The sequence below is a fragment of the Streptomyces sp. 7N604 genome (assembly GCF_052245475.1).
GTDB lineage: Bacteria > Actinomycetota > Actinomycetes > Streptomycetales > Streptomycetaceae > Streptomyces.
The window spans coordinates 165,807-181,294 of record NZ_JBQQBX010000003.1; the positions used below are offsets into that span (position 1 = coordinate 165,807).

At 72.2% G+C, this 15,488-nt stretch carries 16 protein-coding genes and 1 pseudogene; 13 read left to right on the forward strand and 4 right to left on the reverse strand.

Features of this window, described 5'->3' with window-relative positions:
- Window positions 1-76: 76 nt before the first annotated feature.
- Window positions 77-1,717 (forward strand): ribosomal protection-like ABC-F family protein, encoded by a 1,641-nt coding sequence (gene abc-f, locus ACTWP8_RS04605; protein WP_443320855.1) that lies wholly within the window; start codon window positions 77-79, stop codon window positions 1,715-1,717.
- A gap of 64 nt (window positions 1,718-1,781) precedes the next feature.
- On the opposite strand, the gene ACTWP8_RS04610 is transcribed toward abc-f, so the two are convergent.
- Window positions 1,782-2,237, reverse strand: coding sequence for an ATP-binding protein (locus ACTWP8_RS04610; protein ID WP_443320856.1), 456 nt, complete (start codon window positions 2,235-2,237; stop codon window positions 1,782-1,784).
- Between the two features lie 168 nt (window positions 2,238-2,405).
- Here ACTWP8_RS04610 and ACTWP8_RS04615 point away from each other — a divergent pair, with 168 nt between their 5' ends.
- From ACTWP8_RS04615 to ACTWP8_RS04655, 9 genes are all read left to right on the forward strand, one after another.
- The gene (locus tag ACTWP8_RS04615; RefSeq protein ID WP_443320857.1) at window positions 2,406-3,041 is read left to right on the forward strand and encodes a TetR/AcrR family transcriptional regulator; all 636 of its coding nucleotides are present in this window, start codon (window positions 2,406-2,408) and stop codon (window positions 3,039-3,041) included.
- A 71-nt stretch (window positions 3,042-3,112) separates the two neighbouring features.
- Window positions 3,113-3,892: an SGNH/GDSL hydrolase family protein gene (locus ACTWP8_RS04620; protein ID WP_443320858.1), complete on the forward strand. Its 780-nt coding sequence runs from the start codon at window positions 3,113-3,115 to the stop codon at window positions 3,890-3,892.
- Between the two features lie 82 nt (window positions 3,893-3,974).
- Window positions 3,975-5,408, forward strand: a complete 1,434-nt coding sequence (gene purB, locus ACTWP8_RS04625) for an adenylosuccinate lyase (protein WP_443320859.1) — start codon at window positions 3,975-3,977, stop codon at window positions 5,406-5,408.
- Complete coding sequence (mug, locus tag ACTWP8_RS04630) at window positions 5,405-5,977, forward strand: G/U mismatch-specific DNA glycosylase (RefSeq protein ID WP_443320976.1); 573 nt, start codon at window positions 5,405-5,407, stop codon at window positions 5,975-5,977. The genes purB and mug overlap by 4 nt, the downstream gene beginning before the upstream one ends.
- A 109-nt stretch (window positions 5,978-6,086) precedes the next feature.
- The gene (locus tag ACTWP8_RS04635; RefSeq protein ID WP_443320860.1) at window positions 6,087-7,142 is read left to right on the forward strand and encodes an NAD(P)-dependent alcohol dehydrogenase; all 1,056 of its coding nucleotides are present in this window, start codon (window positions 6,087-6,089) and stop codon (window positions 7,140-7,142) included.
- Between the two features lie 4 nt (window positions 7,143-7,146).
- Window positions 7,147-7,872, forward strand: a complete 726-nt coding sequence (locus ACTWP8_RS04640; RefSeq protein WP_443320861.1) for an MIP/aquaporin family protein — start codon at window positions 7,147-7,149, stop codon at window positions 7,870-7,872.
- A gap of 101 nt (window positions 7,873-7,973) precedes the next feature.
- On the forward strand, window positions 7,974-8,768 hold the full coding sequence (locus ACTWP8_RS04645) for an IclR family transcriptional regulator (protein ID WP_443320862.1): 795 nt from the start codon (window positions 7,974-7,976) through the stop codon (window positions 8,766-8,768).
- A gap of 168 nt (window positions 8,769-8,936) precedes the next feature.
- Window positions 8,937-9,503: a DJ-1/PfpI family protein gene (locus ACTWP8_RS04650; protein WP_443320863.1), complete on the forward strand. Its 567-nt coding sequence runs from the start codon at window positions 8,937-8,939 to the stop codon at window positions 9,501-9,503.
- A gap of 70 nt (window positions 9,504-9,573) precedes the next feature.
- On the forward strand, window positions 9,574-10,353 hold the full coding sequence (locus ACTWP8_RS04655; RefSeq protein WP_443320864.1) for an IclR family transcriptional regulator: 780 nt from the start codon (window positions 9,574-9,576) through the stop codon (window positions 10,351-10,353).
- 136 nt (window positions 10,354-10,489) lie between these two features.
- Here ACTWP8_RS04655 and ACTWP8_RS04660 read toward each other — a convergent pair whose 3' ends face one another.
- Window positions 10,490-10,939: a hypothetical protein gene (locus tag ACTWP8_RS04660; protein WP_443320865.1), complete on the reverse strand. Its 450-nt coding sequence runs from the start codon at window positions 10,937-10,939 to the stop codon at window positions 10,490-10,492.
- A gap of 217 nt (window positions 10,940-11,156) precedes the next feature.
- Between ACTWP8_RS04660 and ACTWP8_RS04665 the strand changes: the two are divergent.
- Window positions 11,157-11,315: pseudogene (locus tag ACTWP8_RS04665) on the forward strand (response regulator transcription factor); the annotation flags it as partial.
- A gap of 94 nt (window positions 11,316-11,409) precedes the next feature.
- Window positions 11,410-12,567, forward strand: coding sequence for an ROK family transcriptional regulator (locus ACTWP8_RS04670; protein ID WP_443320866.1), 1,158 nt, complete (start codon window positions 11,410-11,412; stop codon window positions 12,565-12,567).
- 171 nt (window positions 12,568-12,738) lie between these two features.
- On the opposite strand, the gene ACTWP8_RS04675 is transcribed toward ACTWP8_RS04670, so the two are convergent.
- The gene (locus ACTWP8_RS04675) at window positions 12,739-13,503 is read right to left on the reverse strand and encodes a GntR family transcriptional regulator (RefSeq protein WP_443320867.1); all 765 of its coding nucleotides are present in this window, start codon (window positions 13,501-13,503) and stop codon (window positions 12,739-12,741) included.
- Window positions 13,504-13,776: 273 nt separating this feature from the next.
- Between ACTWP8_RS04675 and ACTWP8_RS04680 the strand changes: the two genes are divergently transcribed.
- On the forward strand, window positions 13,777-14,523 hold the full coding sequence (locus tag ACTWP8_RS04680) for an SDR family oxidoreductase (RefSeq protein ID WP_443320868.1): 747 nt from the start codon (window positions 13,777-13,779) through the stop codon (window positions 14,521-14,523).
- A gap of 20 nt (window positions 14,524-14,543) precedes the next feature.
- On the opposite strand, the gene ACTWP8_RS04685 is transcribed toward ACTWP8_RS04680, so the two are convergent.
- Window positions 14,544-15,428, reverse strand: coding sequence for an RNA polymerase sigma-70 factor (locus tag ACTWP8_RS04685; protein WP_443320869.1), 885 nt, complete (start codon window positions 15,426-15,428; stop codon window positions 14,544-14,546).
- Window positions 15,429-15,488: the final 60 nt, after the last annotated feature.

The following is a 15,488-nucleotide window of genomic DNA, read 5'->3' on the forward strand; positions in this document are numbered from 1 at the left end:
GCCGGCCCGGCCGCACCGGCCCGGGCCCGTACAGTGAGAGCGCCGCCGGAAGGACGGCCCCAGGGAAGGACCGCGAATGACGTCCCAGCTGGTGGTGGACCAGGTGTCGGTGGGATACCCCGGCCGCCCGGTGCTGGAGCACGTCTCGCTGCGCGTACCTCCCGGCGAGCACGTGTGCGTCATCGGCGACAACGGCTCGGGCAAGTCCACGCTGCTGCGGCTGATCGCCGGGCGGCAGGCGCCGGACGAGGGCCGGGTGACGGTGAATGCCGACGGTGGCACCGGCTATCTGCCGCAGAGCCTCGAACTTCCGGCGCGGGCGACCGTACGGGAGGTCATCGACGAGGCGCTCGCGGATCTGCGGGACCTGGAGCGGCGGATGCGCGCGGCCGAGGCCGCCCTGGGCACGGCGGACGCGCAGCAGGTGGCGGCGTACGGCGACCTGGTCGCGGCGTACGAGGCGCGGGACGGCTATCTCGCCGAGACCCGCCTGGACACCGCGCTGCACGCGCTCGGCCTGCCGCACCTCGATCGCGACCGGCGGCTCGGCACCCTCTCGGGCGGCGAGCAGTCCCGGCTCGCGCTGGCCTGCGTACTGACCTCCTCGCCCGAGCTGCTGCTGCTCGACGAGCCGACGAACCACCTGGACGAGGATGCGGTCGGCTGGCTGGAGGAGCGGCTGCGGGCCCACAAGGGCACAGTCGTGGCGGTCACCCACGACCGGGAGTTCCTGGACCGGGTGGCCGACACCGTGGTGGAGGTGGACGGCGACCGGCGGGCCGTGGAGCGCTACGGCGGCGGCTGGCCCGGCTTCCTGCAGCAGAAGGCCGCGGTCCGGCACCGCTGGGAGCAGCGGTACCGCGAGTGGCGCGAGGAGGTCGAGCGGCAGGAGGAGCTGGCCTCGGCGGGCGCGGCGCGGATCGCGGCCGGCTGGCGGATGAGCGAGCGGCCTGCCTGGACCAGGCACCAGAGGTCGGTGGAGGGGCAGCTGTCGGGGCGGGTGCGCAACGCCCGGGAGCGGCTGCGGCGGCTGCGCGCGGAGCCGGTGCCGCGGCCGCCGGATCCGCTGCACTTCACCGTGGCCATCGGCGGCGGCCGCAGATACGACGGCACGGAGGCGGAGGCGGACGAGCCGGCGGCCGAGCTGGTGGGGGTGGCGGTCGACGGGCGGCTGTCGGTGGACCGGCTGGCGCTCGCCCCGGGCGAAAGGCTGCTGCTGATGGGCCCGAACGGCGCGGGCAAGACGACGCTGCTGCGGGTGCTGTCCGGGGAGCTGGCGCCCGACCGGGGCCGGGTCCGGCTTCCTGAGCGGATCGGCAGGCTGCCGCAGGAGGTGCCCGCCATCGCGTCGCGGCGACCGCTGCTCGCGGCGTTCGCGGAGGGTCTGCCGGGCGAGCCGGAGGAGCACGCGGAGGCGCTGGCCGCGCTGGGGCTGTTCCGCGAGGAGGACTTCCAGGTGCCGGTCAGCGGCCTGTCGGTGGGCCAGCGACGCAGGCTGTCCCTGGCCCGGCTGCTCACCCGGCCCGTGGAGCTGCTGCTGCTGGACGAGCCGACGAACCACCTGTCGCCGGAGCTCGTGGAGGAGTTGGAGCAGGCCCTCTCGGCGTACGCGGGCACGCTCGTGGTGGTGTCGCACGACCGGAGGCTGCGGGCACGGTTCACCGGTACGAGGCGGGAGATGGCGGACGGGCGGCTGCTGCCCTTGGAAGATCGGTAGGTAGGGCGGGACCGGCTCGGCGCGACAAGACGAGCGCCGTGCGGGGCGGGGTACGGCGGTGGGCTCAGCGAAGTTCGAACCAGACCGACTTGCCCTCCAGGGTCTGCTCGACACCCCACTCGCTGGACATCAGGTGGACCAGTTCCAGACCCCGGCCGTGTTCGTCGTCGGGAGCGGCGGATCGCCTCCTGGGCAGCTTCCGGCTGCCGTCCTCGACCCGGCACCGCAGACCCTGGCGCCGCTCGACGGTGAGCTGGAGCGGCCCGTCGGTGTGCAGCAGTGCGTTCCCGACGAGCTCGCTCACGAGCAGCTCGGCGGTGTGGGTGAGATGTCCGAGCTGCCAGTCTGCGAGTACGGCGCGTATGGCGGTCCGGGCGCGACGGCACGCAAGGGGGTCGCTCGGCAGATGCCAGGGTCCGGATATGCGGCCGTCCTGGCGAGGGACGCCCGAGAGGACCGGCCCCTCCGCCCTCTGCGGAAAGGCAACCTCCCGGGCCCCGGGTATGTGGGGATGGTGCATCGGGTCTCCACTGGGCCATGGCCGGCGGCTCGAGAATGCCGGCCTGGTAGGGACCGCCTTTGCTGTGCTTCCCGTCTCGGGAAAGTGATCACGTCCCAGGATCACTGTCACGGTCATACTGCCTGGTACGACCCTAATTTGGCTTTACCGAGAAGTAAAGTGCTGTACATGATCGATCGCCCGAGTGATGAGGACATGCTCGACGCCGCCTGCGCGGTATTCGCCGAAGTCGGTTTCCACGCGGCCACGATGGAGGACATCGCGGCCCACGCGAAAACAACGAAGCCCACCCTCTATGCCCATTTCGGCAGCAAGGACGATCTTTATCGGCGGTGCGCAGAGTTCGCTGCCGACACTCTCGGTACACGGGTTTTCGAGTCGTATGCGGCGGCCGCGGAACTTCCGTTGGAGGCCCAGGTCAGGGCCAGCATGGAGACCCTTTTCGGCTACGCCGCCCGGCATCCGTCGAAATTCCTGCTGCTCTTCGGCCCCGACCCGGTCGGCACCGTCGCGGAGGCCCGCCAGCGGATGACCGGCACCACGGCCCAGGAACTCGCCCGGCGTATTCGCGACTTCACCGAGCGCCACGGGAGGGGGCGTTGGGGCGTGAGCGCGGAGCTGTGCGCCTCGCTGATTGTGGGCCTGACCGTCGAGGGCGCCCGCTATGCGCTCTCCACCGAATCCCTGGACACCGCGGCCGCGGGGGAATTCGCCACAGCCTTCACCGTGGGCGCGCTCCGGCACATCGATCCCGCCCTCGCCGACGAAATCGACGCGTCGGCCTCGCCGCCGGATTCCGCCTGAGCGACATGGCCCCGTACTCCCCGGGGGCCGCGGCTGGGGGCGGCCGTACCCGGGAGTAGGATCACCGCGCCATGCAGATGAATGCTCCCTACACCAGCCTCGTCGCGGTCGGCGACTCCTTCACCGAAGGCATGTCGGACGCGCTGCCCGACGGCACGTACCGTGGCTGGGCCGACCTCCTCGCGGCACGGCTCGCCGCCCGCACGCCCGGCTTCCGCTACGCCAACCTCGCGGTGCGCGGCAAGCTCATCGGGCAGATCGTCGACGAGCAGGTGGACACCGCCGCAGCGATGGGCGCGGACGTGATCACACTGGTCGGCGGGCTCAACGACACCCTTCGGCCCAAGTGCGACATGGGCCGGGTCCGCGGGCTGCTCGAGGACGCCGCCGGGCGGCTCGCCCCCTCCTGCAGGCAGCTGGTGCTGATGCGCAGCCCCGGCCGCAACGGCCCGGTGATGGAGCGATTCCGCCCGCGCATGGAGGAGCTGTTCTCCTTCGTCGACGAACTGGCGGCGCGGCACGGCGCCCTCGTCGTCGATCTGTACGGGGCTCCGGTGCTGGCGGACCAGCGCCTGTGGCACGTCGACCGGCTGCATCTGACGGCCGAGGGTCATCGGCGGGTCGCGGAGGCGGTGTGGCAGACCCTCGGCCTCGAGGCGGAGCACGACTGGCGGGCCATGCTGCCCCCCGCCGTGCGGCCGGGGTGGGCGGCCCGGCGCGCCGGCGACCTGCGGTTCGCGCGCGAGCACCTGGTGCCGTGGATCGGGCGCCGGCTGACGGGCCGCTCGTCGGGCGACGGCCGTCCGCCCAAGCGCCCCGAGCTGCTGCCGTACGAGGTCCCGGCCTCGTAGCGGTCCTGCGGCCCATCGCGTAGCGGGCCACCGGGACGGGCAGGGCACTGGCCTGCGCGGATCGCCAGTAGAATCCCTACACGTGACCTCCAAGCCCCGCATCCCGAATGTCCTGGCCGGCCGCTACGCCTCTGCGGAGCTCGCCGTCCTGTGGTCCCCCGAGTACAAGGTGACGCTGGAGCGGCGGCTCTGGCTGGCCGTGCTCCGCGCGCAGAAGGACCTCGGCATCGAGGTGCCGGAGCAGGCGCTCGCCGACTACGAGCGGGTCCTCGAGCAGGTCGACCTGACCTCGATCGCCGAGCGCGAGAAGGTCACCCGGCATGATGTGAAGGCGCGTATCGAGGAGTTCAACGCCCTCGCCGGGCACGAGCACGTGCACAAGGGCATGACCTCGCGGGACCTCACCGAGAACGTCGAACAGCTGCAGATCCGCCTCTCCCTGGAGCTGGCCCGGGACCGCACGGTCGCCGTCCTGGCGCGCCTGGGCCGACTGGCGGCCGAGCACGCCGAGCTGGTGATGGCGGGCCGTTCGCACAACGTCGCGGCCCAGGCCACGACCCTCGGGAAGCGGTTCGCGTCGGCGGCCGACGAGCTGCTCGTCGCGTACGCGCGCCTCGACGACCTGCTGGGCCGCTACCCGCTCCGCGGCATCAAGGGCCCGGTCGGCACCGCGCAGGACATGCTCGACCTCCTCGGCGGCGACACCGCGAAGCTGGCGGACCTGGAGCGGCGGGTGGCGGAGCACCTCGGCTTCTCGCACGCCTTCACCTCCGTCGGCCAGGTCTACCCGCGGTCCCTCGACTACGACGTGGTGAGCACGCTGGTCCAGCTCGCCGCCGCACCGTCCTCGCTCGCCAAGACCATCCGGCTGATGGCCGGGCACGAGCTGGTGACCGAGGGCTTCAAGCCCGGCCAGGTCGGCTCCTCCGCGATGCCGCACAAGATGAACACCCGCTCCTGCGAGCGCGTCAACGGACTCGCCGTCATCCTGCGCGGCTACGCCTCGATGGCCGCCGAGCTGGCGGGCGACCAGTGGAACGAGGGCGACGTCTCGTGCTCGGTGGTCCGCCGCGTGGCCCTGCCGGACGCCTTCTTCGCCTTCGACGGGCTGCTGGAGACCTTCCTGACGGTGCTCGACGAGTTCGGCGCCTTCCCCGCTGTCGTCGCCCGCGAGCTCGACCGGTACCTGCCCTTCCTCGCGACGACGAAGGTCCTCATGGGCGCTGTGCGGGGCGGGGTCGGGCGGGAGGCCGCACATGAGGTGATCAAGGAACACGCCGTCGCCTCGGCGCTCGCCATGCGCGAGAAGGGCGTGGAGCGCAACGAGCTGCTCGACCGGCTCGCCGACGACGAGCGCATCCCGCTGGACCGCACGCAGCTGGACGCGCTGATGGCCGACCGGCTGTCGTTCACGGGTGCCGCCGCCGACCAGGTCGCGACGGTCGTACGGCGGATCGAGGAGATCGCGGCGCAGCACCCGGACGCCGCGGCGTACGCGCCCGGGGCGATCCTCTGACCAGCCTTCGGCCCGAGGACCTGGAGGCCGCCCGCGACCGCACGATCGACGACGTGCTCGCGGGCGGTCTGCATGTGCTCTTCTGCGGCATCAACCCCGGGCTGATGTCCGGGGCGACGGGGCACCACTTCGCCCGGCCCGGCAACCGCTTCTGGCCCGTACTCCACGCCTCCGGGTTCACCCCTCGCCGGCTGCTCCCCGCGGAGCAGGGCGAACTGCCGGCGTACGGCCTCGGCATCACGAACGTGGCGGCCCGCACCACGGCGCGGGCCGACGAGCTCGACGACGAGGAGCTGCGCGAGGGCGGGCGCATCCTGCGGGAGAAGGTACGCCGGTACGAGCCGCGGTGGCTCGCCGTGGTCGGCGTGACCGCCTACCGGGTGGCGTTCGGCGACCGGCACGCGAAGGTCGGGCCGCAGGAGCGGACGATCGGCGGGACGCGGGTCTGGGTGCTGCCGAACCCCAGCGGGCTGAACGCCCACTGGACCCTGCGGACGATGGCCGAGGAGTTCGGAAAGCTCCGCGAGGCCGCGGGCGTGGCGGACGCCCGGCACCGGGGCGACTCGTAGAGAAATGTCCGTTTTCCCAATAGCCGGAATTTTCGTGGTTGACCCATGGTCGAGAACGAACGAGCATTTCCTCAATCGCCAAGGGATACAGCGATGAGGAGCCGTGAAAATGAAGGCAGTGCGTTTGCATAATTACCACGAGCGGCCGGTCGTCGAGGACGTTCCGGAGCCCGTGATCGAGTCCCCGCTGGATGTCATCGTGGAAATCGGAGGTGCCGGTCTTTGCCGTACCGATCTCCACATCGTCGAAGGCCAGTGGAATGAGAAATCCGGTGTGGATTTGCCCTACACCATCGGGCACGAAAACGCGGGATGGGTCCGCGAGACCGGTTCTGGAGTGTCCGGTCTGGAGGTCGGCGACGCCGTCATCATCCACCCCCTGATGACATGCGGGCTGTGCCGCGCCTGTCGTTCCGGTGATGATGTGCACTGCTCGGCGAGCGCCTTCCCCGGGATCGACTCGGACGGCGGCATGGCCGAACTGATGCGGACGAGCGCCCGCTCGTGTGTGAAGCTCGCCCCCGCTCTGCAGCCCGCCGACGTGGCAGCTCTGGCCGACGCGGGCCTCACCGCGTACCACGCCGTACGGAAGGCGCTGCCCCTGCTCTACCCCGGCGCCACCGTCGTGGCGATCGGCGCGGGCGGCCTCGGCCACATCGGGGTCCAGTGCCTGACGGCGCTCACCGCCGCCGAAATCGTCGTGGTCGACAGGTCGGATGCGGCGCTGGAGCTCGCCAAGAACCTCGGGGCGCACCACACCGTGAACGCCGCCGCCGGGGACCCGGTCGCGGCGGTCAGGGAGATCACCGCCGGGCAAGGTGCGCACGTGGTCATCGACTTCGTCGGCGAGCAGGGCACCGAGTCGCAGGGCGTCGCGATGCTGCGCAGAGCCGGTTCCTACTTCGTCGTCGGATACGGGGGGCTGGTGAACGTCCCCACCATCGACATCATCTCCGCGGAGATCAATGTCGTCGGCAACCTCGTCGGAAGCTTCAACGACCTCGAGGAGCTGATGACACTCGCCGCTCAGGAAAAGGTGCGGCTGCACACCACGACGTATCCGCTGGACGCGGTGAACGACGCGATGGACGACCTGGACAACGGGCGTCTGCAGGGCCGGGGAATTCTGGTTCCCGGCGCCGTCCACGGCCACGGCCACCGGTGAAGCCATGACAGAGAACAGTTTCCGTCAGCGACTTCTTGCCGAATTCCTCGGTACCGGATTTCTCGTTTTCCTCGGCGTCGGCTCGATTCCGGCCACGCTGATGCTGCAGGAAAGCGGAAAGACCAGCTTCACCATGGCAGACCTGGGCATGATCGCCTTCGCGTTCGCCATGGCGGTCGTGGCCGCCGTGTTCGCCATCGGGCACGTCTCGGGCTGCCATATCAATCCGGCCGTGACCCTGGCCCTGGCCTCGACCGGCAGGATGAGCCGGCGGGAGGTGCCCGGCTACATCCTGGCCCAGTGCGCGGGGGCGGTCGTCGGCGCCGCGGCCATCGTCGCCGTACTCGGAACGCGGGCGGTGCGGCTGGGGCTGGGCGTCGCCACCTACGCGGCCCCCACCTCCTCCTCCCAGGCGTTCTTCGCCGAAGCCGTGGGCACCTTCATCCTGGTCTTCGTCGTCTTCGGCGTCATCGACCAGCGGGCCCCCGGCGGATTCGCGGGTCTGCCCATCGGTTTCGCCGTCTTCGCGATCGCGGTCGCCGTGGGCCCGGTCACCGGAGCCGCGCTCAACCCGGCGCGGACCCTGGGGCCGCTGGTCACCGCCGCGCTGGGAGGCGGTACGGCCCTCTGGTCGCAGCTGCCGGTGTACCTCGCGGCGCAGGTGGTGGGGGGTCTGCTGGCCGGCCGCACCTATGTCGCGGTCAGCAGAATTCGGACGGCCACGGCCTGACTGTTAGCGTGGCGCGCCGGCCGCCGTCGCATGACGTGGCGGCGACCGGCCCGTCGGGCCGGACCCCGGGGGCCCACGGAAGCCCATGAAAGGGGGCGACGATGCACGGCAACGACCAGTACGCGGTCGAGCCCCATGACCTGCTCGGATCGGTGCGGCGCGCGCTGATGGTGCTGGAAGTGGTGGCCACGTGCGGCGACGGCATCACCGCGAAGGCCGTCGCCCGCCGCCTCGGTCTGACCCTGCCCACCACCTACCGCCTGCTGAACACGCTCGTACACGACGGCTACCTGGTCCGTCTCCACCACTCCCGCGGCTACGGGCTGGGCTACAAGCTCACCGACCTGCACCGCCACCTGTGCGCGGAGCTCGATGTCACCCCCGGTGTCTCCGGTGTGCTCCACGAGATCCACCAGGAGTGCACGGCCGCCGCCTACTACACCGTCTTCCGGGACGAGGACATCGTCGTCGCCGAGGTGGCGGATTCACCCGAGGCGCCGCGGGCCGAACCGCTCGGCATCGGATTCCACGAGGCGCCGCACGCCACGGCCTTCGGCAAGGTCATGCTCTCGTCCCTGCCTGCCAGAAGGCGCCAGAACTACTTGCGCGGCCAGGGCCTGGCCCGTCTCACCGCTTCCACCATCACCGCACCCGACGTCCTGGAAGGGCATCTGCGGCAGGTGCAGTCCTCGCGTGTGGCCGTCGAGGTCGGGGAGTTCAGCTCCGAGCTGTCGTGCGTGGCCGCCCCGGTCTACAGCGACGGCGAGGTGGCGGGAGCCGTGGCCACCTCGGTTCCCACCACGCTGTTCGCGCCGCGCCGGCGGCAGTTGGAGGAGGCCGTACGTCTCGGGGCCGCCCGCGTCTCCCGCCTGCTCGCCGCCGGCCCGAGCGGGTAGGCCGCTCGAGCGCCCCGGCACACCACCAGGGCTTCCCCGGCGCTTTCCAGCATCGTTGGAAAGCGCCCCGGGATGGTTTCCCCGGTCGGCCGGTGATCGGTCAGGGTGGCTCCACAGCGGACCGCATGCCCGCGGCATCCGCCGTAAACGGACTGAGGAGTGAGCCCCATGCCCAAGGTACTGATCGTCACCGGTGACGCCGCCGAGGACCTCGAGGTCTTCTACCCCTACCAGCGGCTGCTGGAAGAGGGCTACGAGGTGCACATCTCGGCCCCGTCACGCAAGAAGCTCCAGTTCGTGGTGCACGACTTCGTCGAGGACTTCGACACCTTTACCGAGAAGCCCGGCCATGCCTGGCCTGCCGACCTCGCGCTGTCGGAGGTCGACCCGGCCGACTACGCTGCGGTGGTCATACCCGGCGGCCGTGCGCCCGAGTACCTGCGCCTGAATGCCGACTTCCAGCGCGTCGTCGGCCACTTCTTCGAAACCGGCAAGCCGGTCGCGCATGTGTGCCACGCGGCCGTGGCGCTCGCCTCCCTGGGCGTGCTGAAGGGGCGGCGTACGGCTGCCTGGCCCGCGTGCGCGCCGGACGTCGAGAGCGCCGGCGGCACCTTCGTCGACGAGGCCGCCGTCGTGGACGGGAACATGGTCTCCGCCCGGGCCTGGAACGACCACCCGGCGTGGATGCGCGCCTTCACCGAGCTGCTGCGCGAGCACGCTCCCGTCAGCGCCTGACGGCGAACCAGCCGGGTAAGGTGCCGGGTTCACCGCGAAGAGGACGGAAGAAGGGCAGAAGGGCGGCAGGATGTCCGAGGGGCAGGCTCTGCGGAGCATCGAACGCGCCATGGCGGTTCTGGACGCCGCCGCGGCCTCGTCCGAGCCGGTGACGGCCAAGGCGCTCGCCCGCGAGCTCGGCTGTTCCCTGTCCACCGCCTACAACCTCGTGAACACACTGATGGCCGGCGGCTACCTGGAACGCGCGGACGGGGGCTACGTCCTCGGCGACCGGGTATCCGCCCTCCACCGGGCCAGGGTGCGGCGCGGGCCTGCCGCCGAGGATGTCGGCGCCGTGCTCGAAGGAGTTCGGCGGGCGGGTGGCACGTCGTCGGCGTACTACTCCCGTTTCCGCGGGGGCAGCGTCGTCATCGAGAGCGGAGCCCACGCGCCCGGCGTCGGCCCCGAGTCCGTCCTCCCGCTCGGCCCGGACCTCCATGCCCATGCCACGGCCCACGGCAAGGTCCTGCTGTCCGGCCTGACGGCTTCCGCCAGGCGGCGGTACCTGGAGGGGCGGGGCATGCCGAGGCTGACCGGACGCACCATCACACACGTCGCCCGCCTGGAGACCCAGCTCGAGCGCGTGCGGCGCAGGGGGATCGCCATGGCGGTCGAGGAGCACGCACCCGGTGAGGCGTGCGTGTCGGTGCCGGTGACCGCACCGGACGGGCGGGTGCTGGCTGCCGTCTCCGTGGCGGTGCCCGTCCCGGCGCTCCGCGCCCACCGCGACGCACTGGTGCGGGCGCTGCAGCGGGGCGCCCGGGACGCCGCGCGTCTTCTCGCCGGGGACGGGACGCGGTCACCGGAGTAACGCCTGGTGGAGGCGGCGACCGGCTCCATGGGAGCAGCTCCGTGCGCGCGGCTCCGTGTGCGCGGCTCTGTCTGCCCCGCTCCGCATGCCCGACTCCGCATGCCCGACTCCGTATGCGCTACCGCGCTGCCCGGGCTCAGCGCACGTCCTCCTCCCCTATCGCGGCGAAGAGCTGCAGCCGCGGCGGCGGCTCCGGGTCGTCCTCCCGGGTGATGCCGAGCCCGACCCAGCGGCCCTCGACCCGCCAGGCGTACACCTCCCCCACGAGCGCGCTGAGCGTCCGCAGCGGCTCCGGGACCGGCTCGCCCTTCGCGACCCGTTCCAAGCGGCCGGTTAACCGGGTCCGTTCGGGCTCGCCCCAGCGGTAGGTCAGCACCTGGACGAGCACCTGCAGCTCGGACTCGAACTCCTCGCGCGCATCCTGCACGACGGACATGTCCTGCCCCCAGAGCCCGTCCACGGCGTCGAGTTCGGCGAGATGGAACCCCGGGCCGCTCTCGACCCGGCCCTCCACGCACCGCTGCGCGGGGAAGGGGCGCGCACACAGCCGCTCGATGGCCGTCAGGTGCGACCTCGTGGTGTCCATGCCGTCAGTAAAACTGCTGCCACTGACAATTGGCGGGCCGTCAGGCGCCGAGCCGGACGGGCGTTAGGCGTCGCGCCGTTCCAGGGCCCACCACCCCGCCCACACGGCGGCTGCGGTCCAGCCGGCCATCACCGCCAGACCCGCCCACGCACCCAGCGGGCCCTCCGGCACCGGGTGCATCACCTGCCAGCCCGCGTGGTCGGGCCCGATCGATCGGGCGCGCGGCCTGTCCAACGCCGAGATCGCCGCGGAGTTGGTGCTCAGCGCCGGGACGGTGAAGTCGCATGTCAGCGCGGTGCTGGCGAAGCTGGGAGCACGCGACCGCACACAGGCGGTGATCGCCGCGTACGAGTCGGGGTTCGTCGAGCCCGGATAGCGTGCCGGGTGCCTTACGAGATGCGCACGACGCTCGCCGCGCCGCAGCTCAGCGGCTACGATCCGGCTCACACACACTGGTAGGGAGGCCGGGTTTGGCGCGGCTCACCGGCGGGGACCCATCCCTGCTGCGACGGATCAACTCGGCGGTGGTGCTGTACGCGCTCCGGGACGGCGGAGCTGCGACCCTGACCCATCTCGTCCAGGTCACGGGGCTGTCGCGGCCAACCGTCGAAGGCGTCGTCGAGGGGCTGATCGAGACCGGCCTGGTGCGGGAGGCGCCCGCCGAGGAGGGCGGGACGCGCCGTCAGGGCCGCCCCGCCCGCCACTTCCGCTTCCACGCCGAGGCCGGGCATCTGCTGGGTGTCGAGATCGGCCCGCACCGGGTCGCGGCGCTGCTCTCCGACCTCAGCGGGAACCTGGCGGGGTCCGCGGTGCGCGAGGTGCCCGAGAAGGCGTCCGCGGACGAGCGGCTCGAACGGGTCCGCGCGGCGGTCGCCGACCTGCTGCGCCGCACGGGCGTGGCGCGCAGCTCGCTGCGCGCCGTCGGCGTGGGTACGCCGGGCATCGTCGAGGCGGACGGGACCGTACGCCTGTGCACGGCGCTGCCCGGGTGGACCGGGCTGCAGCTCGGCGAGCGGCTGCGGCGGTCCTTTCGCTGCCCGGTGCTCGTGGAGAACGACGCGAACGCGGCGGTGGTCGCCGAGCATTGGAAGGGCGCGGGCGCAGGCTCCGATGACATCGTTTTCGTGCTGGCCGGGCTGAGCCCGGGCGCGGGCTCGCTCATCGGCGGGCGGCTGCACCGCGGGTACGGCGGGGCGGCCGGGGAGATCGGCGCGCTGCACCTGCTGGGGCGGGAGGCCACACCGGAGCAGGTGCTGTCGACGACCGGCGAGCCGCTGCCGCCGCTCGACGAGGCGGCGGTGGCACGGGTGTTCGCGCAGGCGTGGGAAGGGGACGAGCGGGCGCAGCAGGCCGTGGAGCGGTTCATCCGGCGGCTGGTGCACGATGTGGCGGCGCTGGTGCTGGCCCTGGACCCCGAGCTGGTCGTGGTGGGCGGCTGGGCCGCGGGCCTCGACGGCGTCCTGGACCCGCTGCGGGTCGAACTGGCCCGCTACTGCCTGCGGCCGCCGCGGGTCGAGCTGTCGATGCTGGGCGAGGCGGCGGTGGCCACGGGGGCCCTGCGGCTGGCCCTGGATCATGTGGAGGAACAGCTCTTCGCCGTCGAGGGCACGGTCACCGCTCGGCGCTGAGACCTGAGATGAGACCTGAGACGAGGCGTGGGGCTACGCCTGAGCCAACCGAGCGGTGCGGCTGAACGGCCGCTGCGCGGCGGGAACTTGCGACCTGCCCGCCCGGAATCACTTCCGGACGGGCAGGTGGGAGATCTCGCGCAGAGGGCGTGAGCGCGCGGCTCGCACCGCTCAGGACGCGCGGCGCTCCTCGCCGGTATGTGTGATCTGGACCGAGCCGGTCTCGCCGAAGGTGAGGCGGCAGGTGTCCGCCCGGTACGTGGCGACGGCGACCGCGACCGTACGGCCCTGCGCGAAGTACCGCGTCGTGAGCACCAGCACCGGCGCGCCCGGCAGCCGGTCGAGCTGCCTGGCGTCGTCGGCGCGCGCGGAACCGAGTTCGACGGCGCGGTCCTGGCCCTCCAGCTCCAGCCGCTGCAGCTCGCGCAGCACGGCCCGCGCCCGCGCAGCACCGGCGAGCCGGTCGATGGCCGCGAGGCCGGGCACGGATCCGGCCGGTACGTACAGCAGCTCCGCGGCGACCGGCTGGCCGTGCGTCCTGCGCGTACGCCGCACCGTGTGGACCTGCTCCTCCGGGTCGGTGCCGAGGAATCGGGCGACCGCGGCCGGAGGAACGGTCTCCTCGCAGTCGACGGGCTGCCAGGCGTCGCCGCCCGAACCGGGCCAGCCGTGCTGCTCGGGGCCGACGGCCACGCCGACCCGGGGCGGGGCGACCGTGGTGCCGACGCCGCGGCGGCGCTGCAGCCTGCCTTCGAGTTCGAGCTGCTCGAGTGCCTGCCGCAAGGTGGCACGCGCGACACCGAACCGGGCTGCGAGTTCACGCTCGTTGGGCAGGATCTCGCCCACCTCGAACTCGGAGTCCAGCGCTTCACTGAGCACGGTCTTCAGGTGCCAGTACTTCGGCTCCGGCACCGATTCGAGCTGCGTAGTCCCCACCCTGTCCTCCGCAATCTCCGTGTCCCTGGGATCCCCCGCACCGAAGGCCGGGGTAGAGGTTTTATCGCCCTTGTTTATTAAAGGTTCTTGCACTATCTCTGCGACCATAGGGCGGCTCTCATCCTTGGTCAATACCAATCCTCGATCGGCTGCCCGCCTTCCGCAGCCGTGCGACAGAGCATTCACACGGCGTTCGTGTAGCCCCGGCCCGATGACCGGGAAGTGGCGCGATGTAGCGTCGATGATCACCGGCGGAACGGGAGGCGACGGGCGATGGACCAGGTCACGGTGGTCACCGGCGGTGGTCGCGGGATCGGGGCGGCGGTCGCCGTACGGCTGGCCCGCGCCGGACACCGGATCGGCATCGGCTACGAGCGCGCCCGCGACGCCGCAGAGGAGACGGCCGCGGCCGTGCGGGACGCGGGCTCCGCGTGCGTGGTCGTCCAGGCGGACACCAGCGTCGAGGAGCAGGCCGACGCCCTGTTCGACGCCGTGCGGGAGGAGTTGGGACCGGTCACCGGGCTGGTCAACAACGCCGGGATCACCGGCCCGCTGGGCCGCTTCGCGGACACCCCGCCCGACGTGATGCGCCGCGTGGTGAACGTGAACGTCACGGGCGCCCTGCTCTGCGCGCGCCGGGCCGTACGGGAGATGTCGACCCGGTACGGCGGCCGCGGCGGGGCCATCGTCAACATCTCCTCGGGCGCGGCCACGCTCGGCAGCCCCGGCGAGTACGTGCACTACGCCGCGAGCAAGGCGGCCGTGGACGCGCTGACCGTCGGCCTGGCCAAGGAGCTGGGCGCCGAGGGAATCCGGGTGAACTCCGTGCAGCCCGGCATGATCCTCACCGATATCCACGCCTCGATGGGCGACCCGGAGCGGCCCTGGCGCAACCCGGAGCGCGTGCCGATGCGCCGCCCCGGCGAGCCGGACGAGGTCGCGGCCGCGGTGGCGTGGCTGCTGTCCCCCGAGGCCTCGTACACCACGGGGGCGGTGCTGCGGGTCGCGGGCGGCCTGTAGGCCGTGGTCCCGGGAGCCGCTCAAGGCGCGACGGCGCCGAGCTTGTCAGGGTTCCGGACGATGTAGACACAGGCGATCCGGCCGTCCTCGGTCATGTCGAGCGACATGACGCTGTCCGGCTTCCCGCCGGAGAGTACGAGCAGGGACGGGACGCCGTTGATCTCCCGGAAGAGGAACTCCATGTCCGGGATGGGCTGCTGGGCCACCGCGAAGAGGAAGCGGCCGACCTTGTCCGCGGTCTCGAGGACCCGCAGCGGGGCCTTCGCCTTGCCGCCGCTGTCCCCGACCAGGCGGGCGTCGGGGGCGAGCAGCGCCAGCAGGTCGTCGAGGTCTCCGCCGGTCGCGGCGGAGAGGAACCGCTCGGTCAGGTCACGCTGCTCCGCCGGATCGACCGGGAACCGGGGTTTGCGCTCCTCCACATGCCGGCGGGCCCGGCCCGCGAGCTGCCGTACGGCGGGCTCGCCGCGCTCGAGGATCGCGGCGATCTCCGCGTACGGGAAGCCGAACGCCTCGCGCAGCACGAACACCGCGCGCTCCAGTGGCGACAGCGACTCCAGGACGACGAGCACGGCGAGCGACACGGACTCGGCGAGCACCGCCCGCTCGGCGGCGTCCGGGACCGTGCCCGCGAAGTCGGTGACGATCGGCTCGGGCAGCCACGGACCGACGTAGGACTCGCGCCGGGACTGGGCCTGGCGCAGCCGGTCGAGGGCGAGCCGGGTGGCGATCCGTACGAGGTAGGCGCGCGGCTCGCGCACGGTCTCGCGATCGGCGCGCGACCAGCGCAGCCAGGCCTCCTGGACGACGTCCTCGGCGTCGGCGACGCGACCGAGCATGCGGTACGCGACGCCGGTCAGGACGGGCCGGTGCTCCTCGAAGACGTCGGTCGCGGTATCGGTGCCCACGCGCTCATCCCACCTGACGGGCGGGTCCCGTGTCCAGGCGGCGGGCGCGCCGTGGCCGTT